This window comes from Sporosarcina sp. P12(2017), from assembly GCF_002743035.1.
Classification (GTDB): domain Bacteria; phylum Bacillota; class Bacilli; order Bacillales_A; family Planococcaceae; genus Sporosarcina; species Sporosarcina ureae.
Genome location: NZ_PDYL01000004.1, coordinates 54,806 through 75,572, shown reverse-complemented (window position 1 = coordinate 75,572; position 20,767 = coordinate 54,806). Strand labels below are relative to the sequence as shown.

At 41.9% G+C, this 20,767-nt stretch carries 20 protein-coding genes; 14 read left to right on the top strand and 6 right to left on the bottom strand.

Features of this window, described 5'->3' with window-relative positions; all coding sequences use genetic code 11:
- Window positions 1-48: 48 nt before the first annotated feature.
- Complete coding sequence (locus CSV80_RS04290; RefSeq protein WP_099669904.1) at window positions 49-489, bottom strand: YtoQ family protein; 441 nt, start codon at window positions 487-489, stop codon at window positions 49-51.
- Between the two features lie 125 nt (window positions 490-614).
- Between CSV80_RS04290 and CSV80_RS04285 the strand changes: the two genes are divergently transcribed.
- Window positions 615-809, top strand: coding sequence for a YwbE family protein (locus tag CSV80_RS04285; protein ID WP_099669903.1), 195 nt, complete (start codon window positions 615-617; stop codon window positions 807-809).
- A 40-nt stretch (window positions 810-849) separates the two neighbouring features.
- Here CSV80_RS04285 and CSV80_RS04280 read toward each other — a convergent pair whose 3' ends face one another.
- On the bottom strand, window positions 850-1,173 hold the full coding sequence (locus tag CSV80_RS04280; RefSeq protein ID WP_099669902.1) for a YbjQ family protein: 324 nt from the start codon (window positions 1,171-1,173) through the stop codon (window positions 850-852).
- Window positions 1,174-1,402: 229 nt separating this feature from the next.
- Between CSV80_RS04280 and putP the strand changes: the two genes are divergently transcribed.
- The gene (gene putP, locus CSV80_RS04275) at window positions 1,403-2,884 is read left to right on the top strand and encodes a sodium/proline symporter PutP (protein WP_099669901.1); all 1,482 of its coding nucleotides are present in this window, start codon (window positions 1,403-1,405) and stop codon (window positions 2,882-2,884) included.
- Between the two features lie 52 nt (window positions 2,885-2,936).
- On the opposite strand, the gene CSV80_RS04270 is transcribed toward putP, so the two are convergent.
- A complete protein-coding gene (locus tag CSV80_RS04270) occupies window positions 2,937-5,165 on the bottom strand; it encodes an S-layer homology domain-containing protein (RefSeq protein WP_158231859.1) in 2,229 nt (742 codons plus the stop codon).
- A gap of 145 nt (window positions 5,166-5,310) precedes the next feature.
- On the opposite strand from CSV80_RS04270, the gene CSV80_RS04265 reads away from it, so the two are divergent.
- Window positions 5,311-6,495, top strand: coding sequence for a MalY/PatB family protein (locus CSV80_RS04265; RefSeq protein ID WP_099669899.1), 1,185 nt, complete (start codon window positions 5,311-5,313; stop codon window positions 6,493-6,495).
- Between the two features lie 58 nt (window positions 6,496-6,553).
- On the opposite strand, the gene CSV80_RS04260 is transcribed toward CSV80_RS04265, so the two are convergent.
- Both CSV80_RS04260 and nfsA read right to left on the bottom strand, forming a co-directional pair.
- Window positions 6,554-7,747: a class I SAM-dependent methyltransferase gene (locus CSV80_RS04260; RefSeq protein ID WP_099669898.1), complete on the bottom strand. Its 1,194-nt coding sequence runs from the start codon at window positions 7,745-7,747 to the stop codon at window positions 6,554-6,556.
- 22 nt (window positions 7,748-7,769) lie between these two features.
- Window positions 7,770-8,501: an oxygen-insensitive NADPH nitroreductase gene (gene nfsA, locus CSV80_RS04255; RefSeq protein ID WP_099669897.1), complete on the bottom strand. Its 732-nt coding sequence runs from the start codon at window positions 8,499-8,501 to the stop codon at window positions 7,770-7,772.
- A 277-nt stretch (window positions 8,502-8,778) separates the two neighbouring features.
- Between nfsA and CSV80_RS04250 the strand changes: the two genes are divergently transcribed.
- The 7 genes from CSV80_RS04250 (at window position 8,779) to CSV80_RS04220 (ending at window position 15,800) form a co-directional block, all read left to right on the top strand.
- On the top strand, window positions 8,779-9,486 hold the full coding sequence (locus CSV80_RS04250) for a VOC family protein (protein ID WP_099669896.1): 708 nt from the start codon (window positions 8,779-8,781) through the stop codon (window positions 9,484-9,486).
- Between the two features lie 44 nt (window positions 9,487-9,530).
- A complete protein-coding gene (gene hflX / locus CSV80_RS04245) occupies window positions 9,531-10,799 on the top strand; it encodes a GTPase HflX (RefSeq protein ID WP_099669895.1) in 1,269 nt (422 codons plus the stop codon).
- Between the two features lie 255 nt (window positions 10,800-11,054).
- Window positions 11,055-11,918: a DUF6612 family protein gene (locus CSV80_RS04240; protein ID WP_099669894.1), complete on the top strand. Its 864-nt coding sequence runs from the start codon at window positions 11,055-11,057 to the stop codon at window positions 11,916-11,918.
- Between the two features lie 234 nt (window positions 11,919-12,152).
- On the top strand, window positions 12,153-13,103 hold the full coding sequence (locus tag CSV80_RS04235) for an ABC transporter permease (protein WP_099669893.1): 951 nt from the start codon (window positions 12,153-12,155) through the stop codon (window positions 13,101-13,103).
- Window positions 13,096-14,046, top strand: coding sequence for an iron chelate uptake ABC transporter family permease subunit (locus tag CSV80_RS04230; RefSeq protein WP_099669892.1), 951 nt, complete (start codon window positions 13,096-13,098; stop codon window positions 14,044-14,046). The genes CSV80_RS04235 and CSV80_RS04230 overlap by 8 nt, the downstream gene beginning before the upstream one ends.
- Window positions 14,043-14,804 (top strand): iron ABC transporter ATP-binding protein, encoded by a 762-nt coding sequence (locus CSV80_RS04225; protein WP_099669891.1) that lies wholly within the window; start codon window positions 14,043-14,045, stop codon window positions 14,802-14,804. Before CSV80_RS04230 ends, CSV80_RS04225 begins: the two co-directional genes overlap by 4 nt.
- 33 nt (window positions 14,805-14,837) lie before the next feature.
- Window positions 14,838-15,800, top strand: a complete 963-nt coding sequence (locus tag CSV80_RS04220) for a siderophore ABC transporter substrate-binding protein (RefSeq protein WP_099669890.1) — start codon at window positions 14,838-14,840, stop codon at window positions 15,798-15,800.
- A gap of 276 nt (window positions 15,801-16,076) precedes the next feature.
- On the opposite strand, the gene CSV80_RS17295 is transcribed toward CSV80_RS04220, so the two are convergent.
- A complete protein-coding gene (locus CSV80_RS17295; RefSeq protein WP_143560462.1) occupies window positions 16,077-16,298 on the bottom strand; it encodes a hypothetical protein in 222 nt (73 codons plus the stop codon).
- A 151-nt stretch (window positions 16,299-16,449) separates the two neighbouring features.
- On the opposite strand from CSV80_RS17295, the gene CSV80_RS04215 reads away from it, so the two are divergent.
- The 4 genes from CSV80_RS04215 (at window position 16,450) to CSV80_RS04200 (ending at window position 20,738) form a co-directional block, all read left to right on the top strand.
- On the top strand, window positions 16,450-17,592 hold the full coding sequence (locus CSV80_RS04215) for an MFS transporter (RefSeq protein WP_198040356.1): 1,143 nt from the start codon (window positions 16,450-16,452) through the stop codon (window positions 17,590-17,592).
- A 108-nt stretch (window positions 17,593-17,700) separates the two neighbouring features.
- Entirely contained in the window at window positions 17,701-18,363 is a 663-nt protein-coding gene (locus tag CSV80_RS04210) for a uracil-DNA glycosylase (RefSeq protein WP_099669889.1), read from the top strand.
- Between the two features lie 20 nt (window positions 18,364-18,383).
- Entirely contained in the window at window positions 18,384-20,120 is a 1,737-nt protein-coding gene (locus tag CSV80_RS04205) for an ABC transporter ATP-binding protein (protein ID WP_099669888.1), read from the top strand.
- 21 nt (window positions 20,121-20,141) lie between these two features.
- Complete coding sequence (locus CSV80_RS04200; RefSeq protein ID WP_099669887.1) at window positions 20,142-20,738, top strand: DNA-3-methyladenine glycosylase; 597 nt, start codon at window positions 20,142-20,144, stop codon at window positions 20,736-20,738.
- The last annotated feature ends 29 nt before the right edge of the window (window positions 20,739-20,767 follow it).

The following is a 20,767-nucleotide window of genomic DNA, read 5'->3' as shown; positions in this document are numbered from 1 at the left end:
ACAAGCCGATAAATGATAGGCTTGTCCTCTAGTAAGTAATTAACATATTTACTCAAAAATATATTTCAGAGCTAAGACTGCTTGATCTACCGATTCTACGGTAACATGTGCTTTGCGGGATAGTTCTTTTAGTGGGTGGTGATGATTTTCCTGACGGATCAGAACTAGTGGCTTCCCGAAAGCGACTGCTGCGCTGGCATCCATCGCAGTATTCCACTGTTTGTACTGTTCGCCAAATAACGCCATGACGACATCTGATTTTTTCATTAAAATTTCCGTTCGTAAATTATTAAGGCTAGAAGCTGCGGCATCTTTAAATATTTTATCCGGTTGTTCGCCTAGAATTTCTTCCCCGATATTGTCTGAGCGGTCATGGTCTTCCATGGGTCCGACAAAGTCGACAGGTAATTGTAAATCCTTTGCTTGTTGTTTGACTTCATCTCGCCAAGATGTGTGAATTTCCCCAGCTAAGTATACTGTTAATCGCATGAAAACCCCTCCTAATTTGATAACCTTTATTGTATCATGCATTATTCCTTCCTTCATCAGATGTACTTGAAGAGAAAGAGTTCATGAATATGGTACACTAAATAAAAACGAGGAGAGTTGAGTATATGAATGGACAGAATAGAGCAGATGTAAAACCTGGATTACGAGTAGCCGTTATTTTAAAGAAAGATCAGCGAAGCGGCGTGAAAACAGAAGGTGTCGTAAAAGATTTATTGACCAATTCCAGTTTTCATCCGCACGGGATTAAAGTACGGCTTGAGGATGGACAAGTAGGGCGCGTAGCAGAAATATTAGAGTAATACAAAAGAGAGGGGAGTACCCTCTCTTTTGTATATATGATTATTCTCCATCGCGATACGTTACAGCTGTACCGGTTGCGATACACATCATCATACCTTCACGTACCATTTCGAAATCTAAGTCTACACCGATAACAGCGTTCGCCCCCATAACATTCGCTTTCTGGGACATTTCATCAAGTGCTGTTTGACGTGCTTCAGTTAGTTTGCTTTCATAAGCAGCACTGCGTCCGCCTACAATATCGGTGACAGATGCAAAAATATCCCGTACGATATTTGCTCCCATAATGGTTTCCCCTGATACAATCCCGTGATACGTTTCAATTGTTCGGCCTTGCAACATGTTAGTTGTCGTGTGTAACATTTGATCTCCCCCTTTAGTTTGTATTTATACGTTAGGAAGGAGAGAATGGTTTCAAAATATATATAACATGTGGAAATAAAACGTTTTTGTTTTCTATGTCAAATGAAGTAATTTCACGGGGAATTGTATCGAAAAAATAGTTATATTCTACGAGTCTCGAAATAAAGGTTCAAAGCGCGCTACCTATCAGGTAGTATGAGTACATAGATAGAAAAAAGGAGATGATTGTATGACAGAACAAATGTATCAGCTTATTTCCATAATCGTTTACATGGCGGCTATGCTGTTCATTGGTTGGTATGCGTTCAAACGTACATCGAACCTGACGGATTATATGCTTGGTGGACGTTCGCTCGGGCCGGCTGTTACAGCACTAAGTGCCGGAGCTTCCGATATGTCCGGTTGGCTGTTGATGGGACTGCCGGGTGCAATTTATTTAAGTGGATTAGGTGAAGCTTGGCTCGCGATTGGCTTGACGGTAGGTGCTTATTTGAACTGGTTGTTTGTGGCGCCGCGTTTACGTGTCTACACACAAGTTTCGAATAACTCCATCACGATTCCGAGTTTCCTTGAGAATAGATTAAAAGATACTTCTCGTTTATTACGGGTGGCTTCAGGTATCATTATTTTATCATTCTTCACGTTCTACGTATCCTCAGGTATGGTAGCAGGTGGGAAGTTCTTTCAAAGTTCATTCGGGTTAGAATATCATACAGGGCTCATCATTGTATCGGTAGTAGTGTTAGCGTATACATTGTTCGGTGGATTTTTGGCAGTAAGTTATACCGATTTCATCCAAGGATTGATTATGTTTTTAGCACTGATTTTAGTGCCTTCATTTGGTATTTTCATAACAGGTGGATTTTCAGAAACTGCAGCGAGTATAAGAGAAGTCGATCCTTCGCTCTTTAACTTTGTAACAGGTGTGAGTGTGGTAGGAATCATTTCCTCACTGGCATGGGGACTAGGTTACTTCGGCCAGCCGCATATTATCGTCCGCTTTATGGCGATCAGCTCTGTTAAAGAGACGAAAAGTGCCAGACGGATCGGTATTGGCTGGATGTTACTGAGTTTAATAGGTGCGATTGCTACTGCATTAATCGGTGTCGCGTATTTTCAGCAAAGCGGCGCGGACTTGGCAGATCCGGAAACGGTCTTTATCGTTCTCGGACAGATCATCTTCCATCCGTTGATTGCAGGCATCATGCTAGCAGCTGTATTGGCAGCTATTATGAGTACGATATCTTCTCAATTGATCGTGACATCATCTGCTTTGATTGAAGACTTATATAAAGCAGTTTTCAAAACAGACGCTTCGGATAGTCGCTATGTATTTTTAGGCCGCCTAGCCGTTCTGCTCGTGACGATTGTCGCCATGGTGCTGGCTTGGCCAAATAAAGAATCTGTCTTAAAATTGGTTTCATTCGCTTGGGCAGGTTTTGGTGGAGCATTCGGTCCCATTATTCTCTTGTCATTATACTGGAGAAAGCTAACGGCTAAAGGTGCACTATACGGTATGATCGCTGGTGCCATTACAGTCGGTGTTTGGGGTAACGTCAAGTTCTTATCGAGTTCACTATATGAAATCGTCCCAGGGTTCGCGATTTGTCTCCTTGTTGCGGCTGTAGTAAGTAAAGCAACGTATAAACACAACCCCATTATTGAAAAAGAATTCGATGAAACAATGGAGTTGCTTGAAAAAGAAAAGTAAACAAAAAGAGCGATCCTGCACATTGTGCAAGGGTCGCTCTTTTTCATTGTGCTTATAAAGCGTCGGTGACTTCATCGCCATCTGGTAGATACTCGTATAATCCAATTTCCTTCAAGCCCTTTTTAATCTTTGTCGTATAGCCAAGTTTTTCATTGGATAGGAAGGTAGCCTTGGAAATAATTAGTTGCTTCAGGGTAGGCAAGTAACTTGGATCGATTTGCTGCCAAAGTTGATAGGATTCAATCAAGTCTTCCAGTGTCAAATGTTTATAATCATCCCCCTCAAAAGTGGATTCTGGAGAAATCTTATACCAAATATCTCCGTTATCACGAATCCATTTATCTTTTTGATAGACAATGGCTCGCTGGATATTGCGTGCAGTTTGAAGATATCGCCAATCCCCGAACTCTTGGTAAGATAGGAGTAGAATATTCATACCACCGAGTGCATGGTTCATGGATGTATGGGTAGTAACTTTCTGTTTGATCGGAAAGTAATCCGCAATGTAATAGGCATCGCTAGCTACTCTATTAATATTGCCTTTTTGCTGTTGGGAAACTAGCAGGTCAGCATAATTACGCAGTGGTTCATTTGCAGAAGGAATCCCGAACTCACCACCGATATTGTAATAGAATAAAGCGATTTGTTCATTGAAACGCGTATCAATGAATGGTGCGTGAATATCATACAAATTTTTGAGATACGTACTAGTTACTTCTGTTTCCCAGTAGGCCTTGTCCTGCTTGAAGTTTTTCAAATTGACGAAAGCATTATAGACTAGATTCTCAAAATAACGTCCTTTGTTTTCATGATAAAGTGTCAATGCGCGATCTTCTTTCAGCATCAATAAAGTACGTCCGTAGTTTTGCCCTGAAACGGGCATTGGTTCTGTCGAGTCAGCCAGTTTATTATACGAACCATCTGCAGTGTACCAATTATTTCGCTTCTTGTGATTCTGACTAGTTTCTCTCATCCACTTAAATATATCATTCTTTGAATTAAACAATGGTTCGTCCGAATCGACATACCAGTGATCAGCAATTTCCCCTGAATCGGCTTGAAGTGTGTAGGAGGATAATAGTGTTTTTCCAGCTAACGCATAGGTGAAGTTCTCTTGCTCTTCAAGAAGTTCACGCGAAACGCTTTGTTCGTCATTATCATAGCGGAGAGATAATTGTTTGGATAGATAAGCCTGTCCAATCATCCGCTCTTCTACTGAGCCATCTGTCTTAATGAAGCGCAACAATCCTGTTGGATAAGTTGTCATATCCGCATCGGTCAAATCTGTGTTTTCACGCATGAGTGGATAGCGATCATAGCGGAATAAATTAAAACGGGCAATATCCTCTTCTTTTTGAAGTACTTCTACCGTAATAGATGTGTCGGTTGGATTGTTGAGTTCCGAGAATACAAATACATCTTCATTAGGTAATTCACGAACAGTTAGTTTAATTTCTGCCCCATCTGTTCCAACTGAATACGTATACGTACTATCACGTGAGAAACCATAATTGATTTGTGTAAAGTCTTTGTATTCAAATGCTTCCTCCGAGCGTAAATAAAGGGGGTGAGTACTGAATGGTACACTCCCTAAATGATTTCCGGGTACACTTTTACTATAGGCAACGGACTCTTCCGGAGCGGTAAGTGTGAATTGCTTCGGGTGTTTTATACGATTGGTTTCCACTAGTATCCGATGCAGTGCTTTTGAAAAGTATGCTCGCGATACGACCGAGTCTCCATAATGAAGATACTCCTCTACTTGAGGAAACGTATAAACAGGAATGTTTTGTAATGTAGCTCGATCCGAACTAGAAGGCCAACTTGTAGATAACACTTTAGCGAAGTCCTTTTCCATATCAAAGGCCGTAATGAGTGAATTCCATAGCTCTGTCTTCTTCAATGGTTCATTAAAGCCGAAAACTCCACGTTCGCTTGGTTGGATCCAGCCGTTTTCGACAGCAGTCAAAGCAAAACGTGCTTTATCCGATCCCCATGCAATATCTGAAAAACCATAAGATTTATCAATGAATTTTGATCCGAAGATTTTAGATAAAGAAACAGCAGCTTGCCCCTTTGTTAGTGGTGCTTCTGGATGAAACTGCATATCGAAATTGCCTGTGATAATTTTCATTTCATCCAGCTGCATGATTTCATTTTTTGCCCAGTGGTGATTAGGGACGTCTATATATTTTACGTCTGTCGTTTGTGCACTGACAGACTGGATGGAACAAATGAAAAATAGTGCTGTTAAAATGATTGCGGTATTCCATTTTCTCACTTTCATGACCTCCAACTAATGTCGCTTCAATACTCTAGTATACCCCAAAAGAAATCATAACGACAACGGAGGAAGCAAAAGGGGACATATGATACAATCGGAATAGAATGACTACTATGAAATTGATAACAGAGGAGGTTTCTATATGAATAAAGAAGAGTTTTTGGAACGTTATGCAATTGATCGAAAGGGTACGAACTCGCTGAAATGGGACAAGCTGGAGGAACGTTTCGGCGATGCAGACTTACTTGCGGCCTGGGTAGCAGATATGGAATTTAAAGCACCAGAGCAAGTGATCGAGGCGTTGAAAGAAAAAGTGGACTTTGGGGTGTTCGGGTATACATATGCACCTGAATCATATTTTGAAGCGTTCATTAATTGGGAACGTGAGCATCATGGTTATGAAGTGAAAGAGGAATGGATGCGTTTTTCAACAGGCGTCGTGACGGCGTTATACTGGTTTGTGAATGCATTTACGAAACCTCAGGATGCAGTGATGATTCTATCTCCGGTCTATTATCCTTTCGCCAACGCAGTGAAAGATACTGGCCGTACACTGATAAGCAGTGAACTCATTAATACGGCAGGCGTTTACACAATAGATTTTGAAGACTTTGAAAAGCAAATACTTGAGAATGACGTGAAATTATTTATTCATTGTACACCGCATAATCCCGTTGGTCGTGTGTGGACAGCAGAGGAAGCAGAGAAACTCTTGTCAATCTGTGAAAAACATGACGTACTGGTTGTCTCGGATGAAATCCATCATGATATGACGTTTGGCGATCATACACATATACCATCTGCAATTGTCGCTGGAGGGAAGTACTCTGAGCGTGTCATTACAGTAACTTCTGCTTCCAAAACATTCAACTTGGCGGGCTTGTTAACATCTCAAATTATCATTGAAAATGAAGCGTTGCTAGAGCGGTTCGATACATTTGTGAATTCCGTGAATCAAACAGAAGTGAATATGCTAGGTATGACGGCTGCAGAGGCGGCGTATAATTATGGGGCAGACTGGCTTGAAGGATTACGAGAAGTCGTGAAGTCGAATGAACGCTATGCAGTCGAACAGTTCGCAGAGCATGCGCCAAAGTTAATCGTTACGCCATTGGAAGGAACGTACCTATTGTGGATTGACTTGCGTGCACATATCCAGCCAGACAGTGTAAAAGAATTTGTGCAAGATACATGTAAACTGGCAATCGACTACGGAGAGTGGTTTGGGGAAAACTCGAAAGGCTTCATTCGTTTAAATCTTGGGACGGAACCGAACTATATTAAACAAGCAGTGGACCGCATCATCGAGCACTTGCCGCAATCATAAGTTTGGTAAAAAGATCACCGTATCGTCAAAAAGACGTTGCGGTGATCTTTTTATGCTGTTAAATAGTGTGGTTGTCATCTGTTGGTAGAAAACCGAGCAAAGGCTGCAGTTCGTTCTCTAAGAAAGGCTTCGCCTGCAACATATTTCTGAATGTAACGTAACGATCAATTTGCTCTGGAGTTGGTTGCTTAGTAGTACGGTAAGCACGTATCAAGATGTTCTTCGGTGTGTGCTCCATATCGATGAACTCTACTAGTTGTGCTTCATAGCCAACTAATTTTAGCAACTCTGCGCGGATGGAATCGGTTGCGAGTGCAGCAAAACGTTCTTTTACTAGACCATGCTGCAACATGATGTCGAGGGCCGGGGCTTGAACTTGTGAAAACAGCTCATGCTGACAGCAAGGAACTGATAGTATGACGGAAGCCCCCCAGTTGACTGCTTTAGCCAACGCCATATCTGTTGCTACATCACATGCGTGAAGCGTGACGACCATATCGACTGCAGTATCGCCATCATATTCATTGATATCACCTACTAGAAATTCTAGCTGATCATATTGCAAATCACGTGCGATTTCCTGGCATTCTTCAATGACTTCTTTTTTAAGATCTAGTCCCGTTACCCGAATATCCAGGCATTTTTCGATTCGCAAGTAATGATACAGTGCGAACGTCAAATAAGATTTACCCGATCCGAAATCGAGTATGCGAATCGGACGGTCTTTCGGCAAGTGGGAAAGAGTGTCATCAATCAGTTCGACGAAGCGATTGATTTGACGAAACTTATCATGTTTTTGATTTTTGACCTTACCTTCAGGTGTTTGAACGCCGAGACGAACAAGAAATGGGTAAGGTGTCCCTTCATTCAAAGCGTAATTTTTCGTACGATTATGCGCATAGTCGACTGTCTTTTCGGTATTGAGAAAAATGCGTTTGATCGAAACCTTCATCTTCTTGGATATTTGAATCTGCATCGTTTCATCTGATAAATCAATATGGAATTGCTTAAAGGTTTTTAAGGCATCGTGCAGAGGTTGCGCCACATCTTCAAGTGCCACATTATCATGCTTGAGAACACGTTCATGCTGATATTCAAATTGAATGTAAAATTCACCTTTTAGTTCAAGCGGTTTTAATTTAATTCGCTTCACATCATTGGATTTCATTCGTGGACCACTAATTGTCGCACGGATGAATGTTCCATCTGTCATGCGTCGCTGGAGTAGTTCCAGCACGTCATCTACTGACATCGTTTGACACTCCTGTCTGTCTTCAGTTCAATAAGAATCCTTGCTTTTGTAAGAATGCCTGAAGATCCGTTCTTCTTGGTGATTCAAGGAAATCAGCCATTTCTTTTGTCCACATCGCATCACGCTGATTGGAGTCACGGCTCGCATAGTATTCTTTCATGATTTCGTCATATGCTGGTAATAGATCAGTATACTTTTCTTCGTTATACGTGTTTTCATGCAAAATGGCTTCTACAGGTAAACGTGGTTTGACTCCATTGGATTCATTTGGAACACCGATAGACAATCCGAATAGAGGCACAACACCTTTAGGCATTTCCAAAACATCTGAAATTTCCTCCATCGCATTCCGTACACCGCCGATATAGCAAATACCATAGCCTTTTGATTCGGCAGCAATGACGACATTTTGTGCGAAAAGACCGACATCGATCGCGCCGACTAATACATTTTCCGCTACTGTATAGTCAATTTCCTGACCATGTAAACGTGCAGCATGAGATAATCGGTTATAGTCCATACAAAATACTAATACTGCGCCGGCTGTATAGAATTGGCGACGGTTCTTGGATAGCTCAGCCAACTGACCGCGTTTTTCAGTGTCCGTTACATACATTACCGTGCATGCTTGCACGAAATGAGAACTGGCAGCATGCTGACCAGCTTTCACTAGTTCCATAACTGTCTCTCTTGAAATCGGTTCATCTTTATAACGTCGAACCGATGAGTGAGATTTTAATAAATTGATTACCATACAATCCCTCCGCATTTGTTTTGATCAGAACATATATCTTCCTGAAACTCTCTTTTTATCCTACACTATTCTGACCTTTCGGGAAACACTGAAGCTTATTTTGACTGTTGCTGATCTAATATGATGTAAGGGTTTCTTTCATCATAGTTCCGTATCGTGTATACCTCAAGCACACACATAACGGATGAGGCAAAACATAAAGGTCGGGGAATCCCGATTGGTAGGACAGGTTTGATATGATAGAAGGAAATCATCTATTTAGGAGGGCGTGCTTACTATGAAACTCGACCACCTCGTCTATTTCACTCAGAATGATGTTCAAAGTATTGTCAATGAACAACGTGCAAAAGGTAATCAAGCAGTAGTTGGTGGACAACATGAAAACTGGGGAACAGCGAATGCGTTATTGCATGCTGATAATGTCTATATCGAATGGCTGACAGTAGTAGATGAGGACACAGCGAGAATAGCAGCAGAGGAGCAACCACTTATTGCTCAATATTTTCATGATCAGCCATATGGTGACGGCTGGGCAACTGTCTGTTTTTCCGTTGAGGATATGGAACAATGGAAAGCTGAACTCGATAATAAAGGTTTCACGACAACTAAAATTCTCAATGCTTCACGAAAAACAGAAAATGGTGAGTTGCTTCGCTGGAAGATGCTGTTTATTGAACAAAGGGTCTCCAATGAATTGCCGTATCCATTCTTTATCGAATGGGAAGAACCAGAAGCAAAGCGAAAAGCTGGCCTTGCTAAGACGGGTGCACGAACGACTTTCCATCAGCAGCAAAAAGTTTCTGAATGTATTTTTCATGTGGAAGACCCGTTACGAGAATCCGGTGAATGGGCAATATTATTATCACAGAAAGTCGGAGATGTACATGATATCCGAATCGGAGACGTTGTTTTGCGCTTTATAGAAAAAATGACACAGCACAACGTTTGGCGGAGATTCATTTCATATCGAACGATTAGCAAATAGAACGAAGGGTAAACTATATATAAAGATGTCGGGAGGATGCTAGCATGGATGTGTTAATTGAAAAGGCCATAATAGTTGGCGTGCATGAGCAGAAGGATTTGCACTTTGAATATGCGATGGAAGAACTGAAGAATTTGGCAGAAGCCATCAATGTGGAAGTACTAGGTGAAGTAACACAGAATTTGGAACGGAAAAATCCTTCTAGTTATATTGGAAGAGGGAAGATCGATGAAATCCGTGATGTGTATGAAGAAACCGAAGCGAATTTAATAATCTTCAATGATGAATTATCACCTTCACAGTTACGAAATTTGGAAAGAGATCTAGAATGTAAAATCATTGACCGTACTATGCTAATACTGGATATTTTTGCGAGGCGGGCACGCAACCGAGAAGCGCAGATGCAAGTTGAATTAGCGCAACTGCAATATACACTGCCACGACTCGTCGGACTACGTGCATCACTCAGCAGGCAAGGTGGCGGCACGGGAGGCGGCTTACAGAATAAAGGAGCCGGAGAAACGAAGCTTGAGCTTGATCGTCGGAAAATTGAAGATCAGATCGCGAAGCTTCGCCGTGAACTCGAGCATGTAAGTGATCAACGAGAAACGCAGCGAAAACAGCGTGTCAGAAGCGGCATACCTGTAGTGTCGATTGTAGGTTATACAAACGCTGGGAAATCCACGTTGATGAATCGATTGCTGCAATTTACGGATGTGGATGAATCTAAAGAAGTCCGTGAAAAAGATATGCTATTTGCAACACTCGAAACCGCTGTAAGAAAGATCAAGCTGCATGATAAAAAAGAATTTGTTTTAACGGATACCGTAGGGTTCGTTTCAAAACTCCCACACCATCTTGTCCAAGCATTCCGTTCGACACTAGAAGAAGCCAAGAATGCCGACTTATTGTTGCATGTTGTGGACGTTTCCGACGAAGAACATGGTCATATGATGGACGTTACTAATGAAACGCTAGGAGACATTGGCGTGAAAAGCATTCCTACTATCAATATATATAATAAATCGGACTTGACTGAAATCTCCTATCCACGTATAAAAGATCAGAGTATTTGGATGTCGGCAGGCGAAGATAAAGGAATACCTGAATTACTAACATTGATCCAACAAAACTTATTCCGACAATATGTCACGTGTAAATTAATGATTCCATACGACCGTGGAGAAATCGTTGCACATCTCAATGAAAATGCGTCGATTAAAGAAACAACGTATGAAGAAGAAGGTACATTGATGACTGTAGAAATGCCAGCAAGTGAATGTGAACGTCTACAAGAATTTATTCTAAATTGAATATAAAAAAGGGCTGCATGCGCAATGCATGCAGCCAAATCCTTTTATCTTTATAAGAAGAGAAAGGGGGTGGGATGCTTCTAGTTTGCCCGATTACTCGGAATCTAAACCTCTTGATGAATATTAAAAAATATTTAGTATATTAACTTGCGGTTTTCCCATTGTTTTATGTTATATAAAAAGGTGAATCTGAGGAAATTTTCTTAATCAATCGTACAACTAAGCGAGAACGATATATAAGGAGTGATGAACTGTATGAAAAAATGGACAACCATTCTTACAGCAGGAACGCTAGCATTTGTCTTAAGTGCCTGTGGCCAAACTGCTGAACCTAAAGAAGATCCTATGACAGGGGAAAGAGAAGAAGTGGTCGTAAAAAGTGAACTGACAGCCGGTGAAGTAATGGAAAAAGCAAATGCGGCAGCTGAAACACAGCAGAGTATGCATTCTGATATGGAAATTATGCAAACGTTAGAAATGGGGGATGAAAAGCAAGACATTAATTCAACGATTGATATGGATATGATACTTGAACCGCTCGCTATGCGCCAAACCATGAATATGCAAGTTGGCGGTGAAGAAATGGCGATAGAACAGTATATGACAGAAGAAGGTTTCTTCATGAAAGATCCACAATCAGGTGGTTGGATCAAACTACCGAATGAACTGTATGAGGAAGTCACTGGTCAAATGGCGGGAGTGACTGAATCACCAGTGGACTTCACTATGTATAAAGAATACGCAGAAGACTTTACATTTGAAGAGACTAACGATGAATACGCTTTGACATTGATAGGTTCTGGTGAAAAGTTTAGCGAGCTCATGCAGGAGATGTTGGAGAAACACATGCCAGCAGGAGCAGATGAAGCCAAGTTGGAAGAAACTGATATAAAAGTAGAAAAAGTCGATCTACAATTCACTATTGATAAAAAGACTTTCTTCACAAAAGACTTTGACATGGATATGGTCATGACAATGGACGAGCAAGGTCAGCAAGTTAAAGTCACGCAGAATATGAAGGGTACCATGACAATGATCAATGAGATTGATGAAATCAAAGTACCGAAAGAAATATTGGATAGCGCCCAAGAAATGGACCAAGGAATGAATCAGCAGTAAATGAATACGCCGTTTTCCGTGTCATACGGAAAACGGTTTTTTCGTATAACCCCATACGTTTAAATAAATAACGGGGCATAAGTACCCAAATATGCATTTTTAAAAAAGTGTTGATAACGATTTTCATTTAGATATTGACATCATCTGCAAAACGCTGTAAAGTTGTTGTTGAGCGAATGATAATCATTTTCATTTAAATGAGAAATGCTCAAATATTCGATATCGGAGTTCTTCATGAAGAAACGTTACTTAATTACAGCAGTTATACTTTTATCATTTCTTTCGCTGTTTGTTGGCGCAAGCCGAATCACACCAGCGGACCTATTGGACTGGCGGTCAGAAGCGACAGAAATTTTCATGATTAGTCGGTTCCCTCGATTAGTCGCGATATTACTTGCAGGTGCAGGGATGAGTATTGCAGGTTTGATTATGCAACAATTGAGCCGCAATAAATTTGTATCACCTACCACGGCAGGGACGTTGGATGCGACTAAACTTGGAATCTTAGTGTCTATGTTAATCTTTACCAACGCAACACTATTAGAAAAGATGGCGGTATCGTTTACATTCGCCTTACTTGGTACATTTTTGTTTATGCAAATTCTTGATCGTATTAAATTCAAAGATGCGATTTTCATTCCGCTTGTTGGATTGATGTTCGGGAGTATCTTATCTTCCATCACCACATTTTTTGCATTTAAAGCTAACGTGATCCAGAATATGTCTGCTTGGCTTCAAGGAGATTTTTCCATGATCATGAAAGGCCGTTATGAGCTTTTGTATATTAGTATACCCGTGTTGATCATTACATATTTATATGCGAATCGATTTACAGTGGCAGGTATGGGAGAAGACTTTTCCAAGAACTTAGGACTCGCTTACAAGAGTATCGTCAATATCGGGTTGGTCTTAGTCGCATTAATTACCACAACCGTTGTATTGACAGTGGGACTGATTCCTTTCTTAGGGTTAATCATTCCGAACATCGTCTCAATCTTCAAAGGAGACCATTTACAAAAGACCTTGCCGCATACTGCATTGCTAGGCGCGATCTTCCTTCTTATTTGTGACATTCTAGGCAGGATTATTATTTTCCCGTATGAAATCTCGATCAGTTTAATGGTCGGTGTCATCGGAAGCGCAATCTTCCTGTTCTTGCTGTTTAGGGGGAAAGCCTATGCGTAACTCAACGAAGCTATTAATTTTGTTGGCATTTTCATTAGTCTTTTGCGGATTATATCTGTTTCAAGGTTTGAACGGCAGCTATGACTATGCACTTCCTAGAAGAGCAATCAAAGTGGTAGCGATGATTTTAACAGGCGTGGCAGTGGCATATTCCACAGTTATTTTCCAGACCATCACGCATAACCGTATTTTGACACCAAGCATTATGGGATTAGATTCACTCTATATCCTGCTGCAAACCGTTCTCATATTCTTTTTCGGATCCACTTCATTTGTCCTGATTAACCAACAGTTTAACTTCATGCTGTCGGTAGGTGCGATGATATTGTTCGCCTTACTGCTCTATCACTTCTTATTCGGAAAAGGGAACCGGCCGATTTATTTCTTACTGCTAGTCGGTATTATCGTTGGTACATTCTTCGGAAGTATTTCAACATTCCTCCAAGTGATGATTGATCCGAATGAATTCTTGCGTGTGCAAGATAAGATGTTTGCGAGTTTCAACAATATCAACGGGGATCTCGTTTGGTGGGCATTATCGATATTGGTTATCACACTAATTATCGGATGGCGCTATATCAATGAACTCGATGTTTTATCATTGGGACGCGATACAGCTATCAATCTAGGTGTACCGTATCAGTCGGTCGTCAAGATCATGCTGATTTTATCGGCAGTACTGATTGCGGTGTCCACGGCACTTGTAGGTCCGATTACATTCTTCGGATTAATCGTAGCCAACTTGTCCTACCAATTCTTTAACACGTTCAAGCATTCGGTGTTAATTGCCGGTGCTGCATTGATGAGTGTCATTGCATTAGTTGGCGGACAGTGGATCGTTGAACGTCTATTCTCTTTCTCGACCACACTCAGTGTGATCATTAACTTTGTCGGTGGCATGTACTTTATCTACTTATTATTAAAGGAGAGTCGGTCTTCATGATTCAAGTTCGTGAGATAACGAAGTTTTATGGAAAAAAAGCAGTCGTCGAAAAGGTCAGTGTGAATATTCACCGTGGAAAAATCACATCATTCATTGGACCGAACGGGGCTGGTAAATCTACTCTTCTGTCTATGGTAAGTCGATTAATGGATGCTGACACGGGCGAAGTATTGCTCGATAAAAGCAAAGTGAAAAATATGAAGTCTAATGATTTTGCTAAGCGCGTCGCGATATTAAAGCAATCTAACTTCATGAATGTCAAACTTACCATCCGTGAACTTGTTTCGTTCGGCCGTTTCCCGCACTGTAAGGGCCGTCTTCAGGAAGAAGATGAGCGGATGGTGGATCAGGCGTTGGAGTATATGGGCCTGATAGACATGCAAGAAGCATATTTGGATGAATTATCCGGTGGTCAGCGTCAGCGAGCGTTCATTGCGATGACGATTGCACAAGACACCGATTATATTCTGCTCGATGAACCACTAAATAACCTGGACATGAAACACTCCGTGCAAATCATGAAAATCTTGCGTCAGCTTGTCGATGATCTTGGCAAAACGGTGGTCATCGTCTTGCATGACATCAACTTTGCCTCTGTCTATTCAGACCGCATCGTTGCGTTAAAGAACGGAAAAGTCGTCAAGGACGGAGTAACAAACGATATTATCACCTCAGATTCATTACGCGAAATTTATGATATGGAAATTCCAATTCAACAAATGAAAGATTGCCGTATTTGTGTGTATTTTAACTCTTAAAATAAATTATACAAAGTGAGGAATTATACTAAAATGAAGAAACTTACCCTTTCCCTATTTGCATTAATTTTAATGCTTGCACTAGCTGCTTGTGGCGGTGCGAAAGACGAAGAAAAACCTGCAGACAATGCAAAACCTGAAGACAAGCCAGCTGAAGAAAGCAAAGAAGTAACGATTACACATGAACTTGGTGAAACAACACTTGAAAAGAACCCTGAAAAGGTAGTAGTTTTTGACTTTGGAACATTGGATACATTGGATGAGCTAGGAATTGAAGTAGCAGGTCTTCCACAATCAAACGTACCTGGTTACCTTTCTAAATACGAAGATGAGAAATATGAAAATCTTGGTAGTTTGAAAGAGCCTGACTTTGAAGCAATCAATGCAATGAAACCAGACGTGATCTTCATCTCTGGACGTCAAACAGACTTGTATGATCAGTTATCTGAAATCGCTCCAACCATCTTCGTGGGTGTTGATACAGCTAACTACATGGAATCTTTCAAAGAGAACATGGGCAAAATCGCTACAATCTTCGATAAAGAAGATGAGATGAACACTGAATTAGCAGAAGTAGATGCAAGCATCGAAGAAATCAAAACTAAAACTGAAGGCATCGACAGCAATGCATTAATTATCCTAGCAACTGAAGGGAAAGTAAGTGCATACGGCCCAAGCTCACGTTTCGGACTAGTTCATGACGTATTTGGTTTTGAGCCCGCTGACGAAAAAATAGAAGTTTCTACACATGGACAAAACATTACGTTTGAATACATCTTAGAAACAAACCCAGATATCCTCTTCGTGATCGACCGCGACGCAGCAATCGGTAACGGCGCATCAGCGAAAGATTCTGTTGAAAACGATCTTGTGAAGAAAACAAACGCATTCAAGAACGACAAAATGGTTTATTTGAACGGTGAATATTGGTACCTATCTGGTGGCGGACTTCAATCAATCAAAGAAATGATTAAAGAAGTAGAAGCTGGACTATAAGAACAAATGAAATCCCGGGAGACTCTGTCTTCTGGGATTTTTGTATGTTCATTTATTGGTTTTTTACTCTGATTTGTTGGGGTGTGCTCACTCAACTTGAACGAGCGCTCTATCATGTTGTTTGTTCGCTCATAGCCGCAGCCTAACCGCTCAATCCAGTTCTGTATGCGCTCATAGCCGCAGCCTAACCGCTCAACCCAGTTCTGTATCCGCTCATAGCCGCAGTCTAACCGCTCAATCCAGTTCTGTATCCGCTCATAGTAGCAGCCTAACCGCTCAACCCAGTCCCCATATCCGCTCATAGCCACAGTCCATCCGCTCAATCCAGCCCCGTATCCGCTCATAGCCACAGCCTAACCGCTCAATCCAGTTTCGTAACCGCTCATAGCCACAGCCTAACCGCTCAATCCAGTCTCGTAACCGCTCATAGCCACAGTCCATCCGCTCAATCCAGCCCCGTAACCGCTCATACGCACAACCACCAACATCTAAAAACACCCCAAAAACAAAGCTAGTCAAATGCAACTAAAAAGTGCTATAATGACAACTGTAAAGACACCTAAAGATTGCACGATAGAAAGGTAGAAGCCCAGTGAAAAAGAAAGAAATATCACGAAATAAATTATTAGGCATAGCAGGTACAGGCTGGATGTTCGACGCGATGGATGTGGGAATCCTGTCATTCGTCATTGCTGCATTAGCTGTAGAGTGGAATCTGACTTCGACTGAGATGGGCTGGATTGGTAGTGTTAACTCGATCGGTATGGCGATAGGTGCATTCGGATTCGGTTTATTGGCCGATCGAATTGGACGTAAGCAAGTATTTATGATGACATTGGTTTTATTTTCAGTTGCGAGTGGCTTATCCGCTTTGACGACGACATTATGGGCGTTTTTAGCCTTGCGTTTCTTAGTGGGAGCAGGGTTAGGGGGAGAGTTGCCTGTTGCCTCTACATTAGTTTCGGAAAGCGTATCCGCAAAAGAGCGGGGACGTGTGGTGGTGTTACTGGAAAGCTTCTGGGCAGCGGGCTGGCTTATAGCGGCTTTAATAGCATATTTTATTATCCCAGAATTCGGCTGGAGAATTGCTCTGATCATCACGGCACTACCGGCATTTTATGCGATTTACATTCGACGTAATTTACCGGACTCCAAGAAATTCGAAGAGCAAGAAAAAACATCGCAAACGACTGGACAGAAACTAAAGCAACTACTGGCTCCGACATTTAGAAAACGGACAATCATGTTGTGGATTGTATGGTTTGCTGTGGTATTCTCGTATTATGGAATGTTCCTTTGGCTTCCGAGCGTTATGGTGATCAAAGGTTTTAGTCTAATTAAAAGTTTTGGCTATGTATTATTGATGACACTAGCGCAGTTGCCAGGGTACTTCAGTGCCGCGTGGCTAATCGAGCGCATAGGACGTAAATTTGTCCTCGCTACCTATTTATTCGGAACGGCACTAAGTGCTTTAGCTTTTGGCAATGCCGAGACATTGACTACATTGATGGTAGCCGGTGCGTTTCTATCCTTCTTTAACTTGGGGGCGTGGGGAGCACTCTACGCTTATTCACCCGAACAATATCCTACCGCGATCCGAGCGACAGGCTCAGGGGTTGCAGCTGCAGTTGGACGTGTGGGAGGAATTTTCGGACCACTTCTCGTTGGTTCATTGTTAACGGCAGGATACGGTTTCGGAGTAGTATTTGGTATATTCTGCGCAGCTATTATGGTAGGAGTACTAGCTGTTATTTTCCTCGGAACAGAAACAAAACAAACGGAGTTAACATAGTATAAAGTTAGTCGTTTCCATTTCACTGAAATGGGAGCGGCTTTTTCGATGGTTAACATTTTTTATTCACCAAGGAAACCTTTATAATTACAGAAAGGAGTGGATACAATGTTTCGTGTACCAGATGAAATTGCGCGTGTAGCTTTAGAACGTAGCGAAGGATTTCCAGTAGAAGGCTTTGTTCATGGAGAAGGTCCGAAATCACCGACGCTCTTACTCGTTGGAGAAGCGCCGGGAGAACATGAAGCGATACATGGTATTCCGTTCATTGGCCGTGCAGGTGACGAATTAATGAAATCCCTTGCATCGATCGGGCTAACACGTGAAGATGTCTATATGACGAGTTCGTTCCGCAGTAGACCATACAAATGGGGGACGAAGAAAGAACGGGATGGTAGTTTGACGGAGCGTAAGTATAATCGTCCACCCACACAAAAAGAACAATTGGCCCATGCGCCCATCCTCGATTTTGAAGTAGACAATCTTCAACCGAAGCTCATCGTAACACTGGGCAATATCGGCTTGCAGCGATTGCTAGGAAAACATGCGAAGGTTACAGCTCTTCATGGACAAATATTGACGCAACCTGTGCAATATTTAGCGGAATTAGAAGATAAACAATATAGTTTAACGGAAGAATCATACACTATAATACCGACATTCCATCCAGCTTCAGTGTTTTATCGTCCATCCCTTAGACCTGATTTGGAGGCCGATTGGCATCGCATTGGTGAATATCTTCAAAGGCAAATGCAACATCCGTTTGAATGAGATAGAAAAGAGGAAACACCATGAATGATCAAGTAAAACCTAAAGGATCCGTAAAAAACTTTATGAGTCTGGTCAAGACATTGCGCTGGCCAGTTGCTGTAACAATCTTTGCACTGGTGCTATCTTTCGTTGAAACAGCCGCAGGACTAGCTGTGCCGTTGATTACCAAAGATTTAGTGGACTCCTTCACAAGTGAATTATTGAACTGGAAAACGGGCGTTTTTCTGCTCGTTTTATTCGTAGTGCAAGCAATTGCTGGAGGTTTCTCCTATTACATGTTGGCCTTTATTGGTGAGACGGTAGTGGCGGATTTACGTAATCAATTATGGCGAAAAGTATTGCGTTTACCTGTGCCATATTTTGATCGAAATGAAACGGGCGAAACGATGAGTCGCATTACACAAGATACGACTGTATTAAAATCACTTGTTTCAGAGCAGCTAGTATCGTTCATCTCGGGTATGATCTCAATTATTGGAGCGGTCATTATTCTATTGGTGCTCGATTGGAAAATGACGATTATTATGTTGATTAGTGTGCCTGTTAGTATGGCGATCTTGTATCCGCTTGGACGTTTAATGCACAAGGTAGCGAAAGCGACACAGGCTGAAATGGCAAATTTTTCGGGACATCTCGGCCGTGTACTTGGAGATATCCGGTTAGTGAAAGCATATCGCGCAGAATCTACTGAAGGGGAGAAAGGCAAAGTAGCCATTCAATCGCTATTTCGATATGGCCTGAAAGAAGCAAAAATACAGGCTGTTATTTCACCTATCATGATGTTGACAATGATGGGTATCTTAGTTGTGATTCTCGGATATGGAGGAGCACAAGTTGCAAAAGGCGCATTATCAGCAGGAACGTTAGTTGCAATTATTTTCTTGCTATTTCAGATCATCGTACCGTTCGCGCAAATGGCTCAATTTTTCACTTCATTCCAAAAAGCAGTAGGGGCGACAGAAAGAATTCAAGGCATTCTGCGGATGGATTCAGAGTCCGCAGACGGTGAACGTACATCGAAAACAGAAGGCGCCATCGTATTTTCAAATGTTCATTTTTCATATGAAGAGGGGAAGAATGTAGTGAACGGAATTTCATTCACTGCAGAGCGAGGAACTGTAACGGCATTCGTCGGACCAAGCGGTGGAGGAAAGACCACAATCTTTTCATTGATGGAGAGATTTTATCAACCGACTTCTGGAGAAATACGGCTTGGAGCAGATCCGATTCAGATGATTCCGTTATCGGATTGGCGCCGGCGTATAGGCTACGTCTCGCAGGAAAGCCCATTATTGAGTGGAACAATCTTAGATAACATTGCGTACGGTCTTGAAAAGAGACCACCTCTTGAACAAGTTATTGAAGCGGCAAAAGCGGCCAATGCGTATACATTCATAAAAGATATGCCGGATCAATTCGATACGATGGTGGGAGAGCGCGGTATGAAGTTGTCAGGTGGTCAGCGTCAACGTATTGCAATCGCGCGTGCATTATTGCATAACCCAGAGATTTTATTATTGGATGAAGCGACGTCAAATTTAGATAGCGGATCGGAAAAGCATGTCCAGGAAGCATTACGCCACTTGATGCAAGGTAGAACTACGCTTATTATTGCACACCGATTGGCAACTGTACTGCATGCAGATCAAATACTCTTTTTGGAGAATGGTCAGATTACCGGTAGAGGAAATCACACCGAACTATTGAAAACACATAAACTCTATCGCGAGTTTGCAGAAGGTCAAGGATTGGCATGAGAACGGAAAGGAGAAGATTGTATGTATGAACCGATTGATTCATCTTTCTTCAATGTACCTGTACTAGAGCTTGCCCGTAATTTGGTCGGTCAATATATTGTCCATGAGGATCCCGAAGGACTATCAGTGGTTAGAATTGTGGAAACTGAAGCGTATCATGGAGCTGAGGACCGTGCTGCGCATAGTTATGGTAATCGTAGGACGAAGCGTACGGAAATTATGTTCGGTAAGCCGGGTTCCGTCTATACATATCAAATGCACACGCACACACTAATGAATGTGGTCTGTGCACAAGAGGGGACACCGCATGCTGTATTACTGCGGGCAGGTGAACCAATAGAAGGAGTACGTCATATGCAACAACGTCGTGGCATACACATTAAGAAAGAGACCGATCTTACAAATGGACCCGGGAAGCTCTCCAAAGCTCTTGGCGTGACGATGTCATACTACGGCCATCATTGGACACAGAAGCCTCTCTATATAGCAGAAGGCTTTCCTCAGGCTGAAATAGAAACGGGTCCTCGGGTCGGGATTGGCAACACTGGGGAAGCTGTGCATTATCCTTGGCGTTTCTATGAAAAAGACAACCCATTCGTCTCTAAATATAGAAAATAGATGAATGAACATCTCGAATTTGCTTGGTT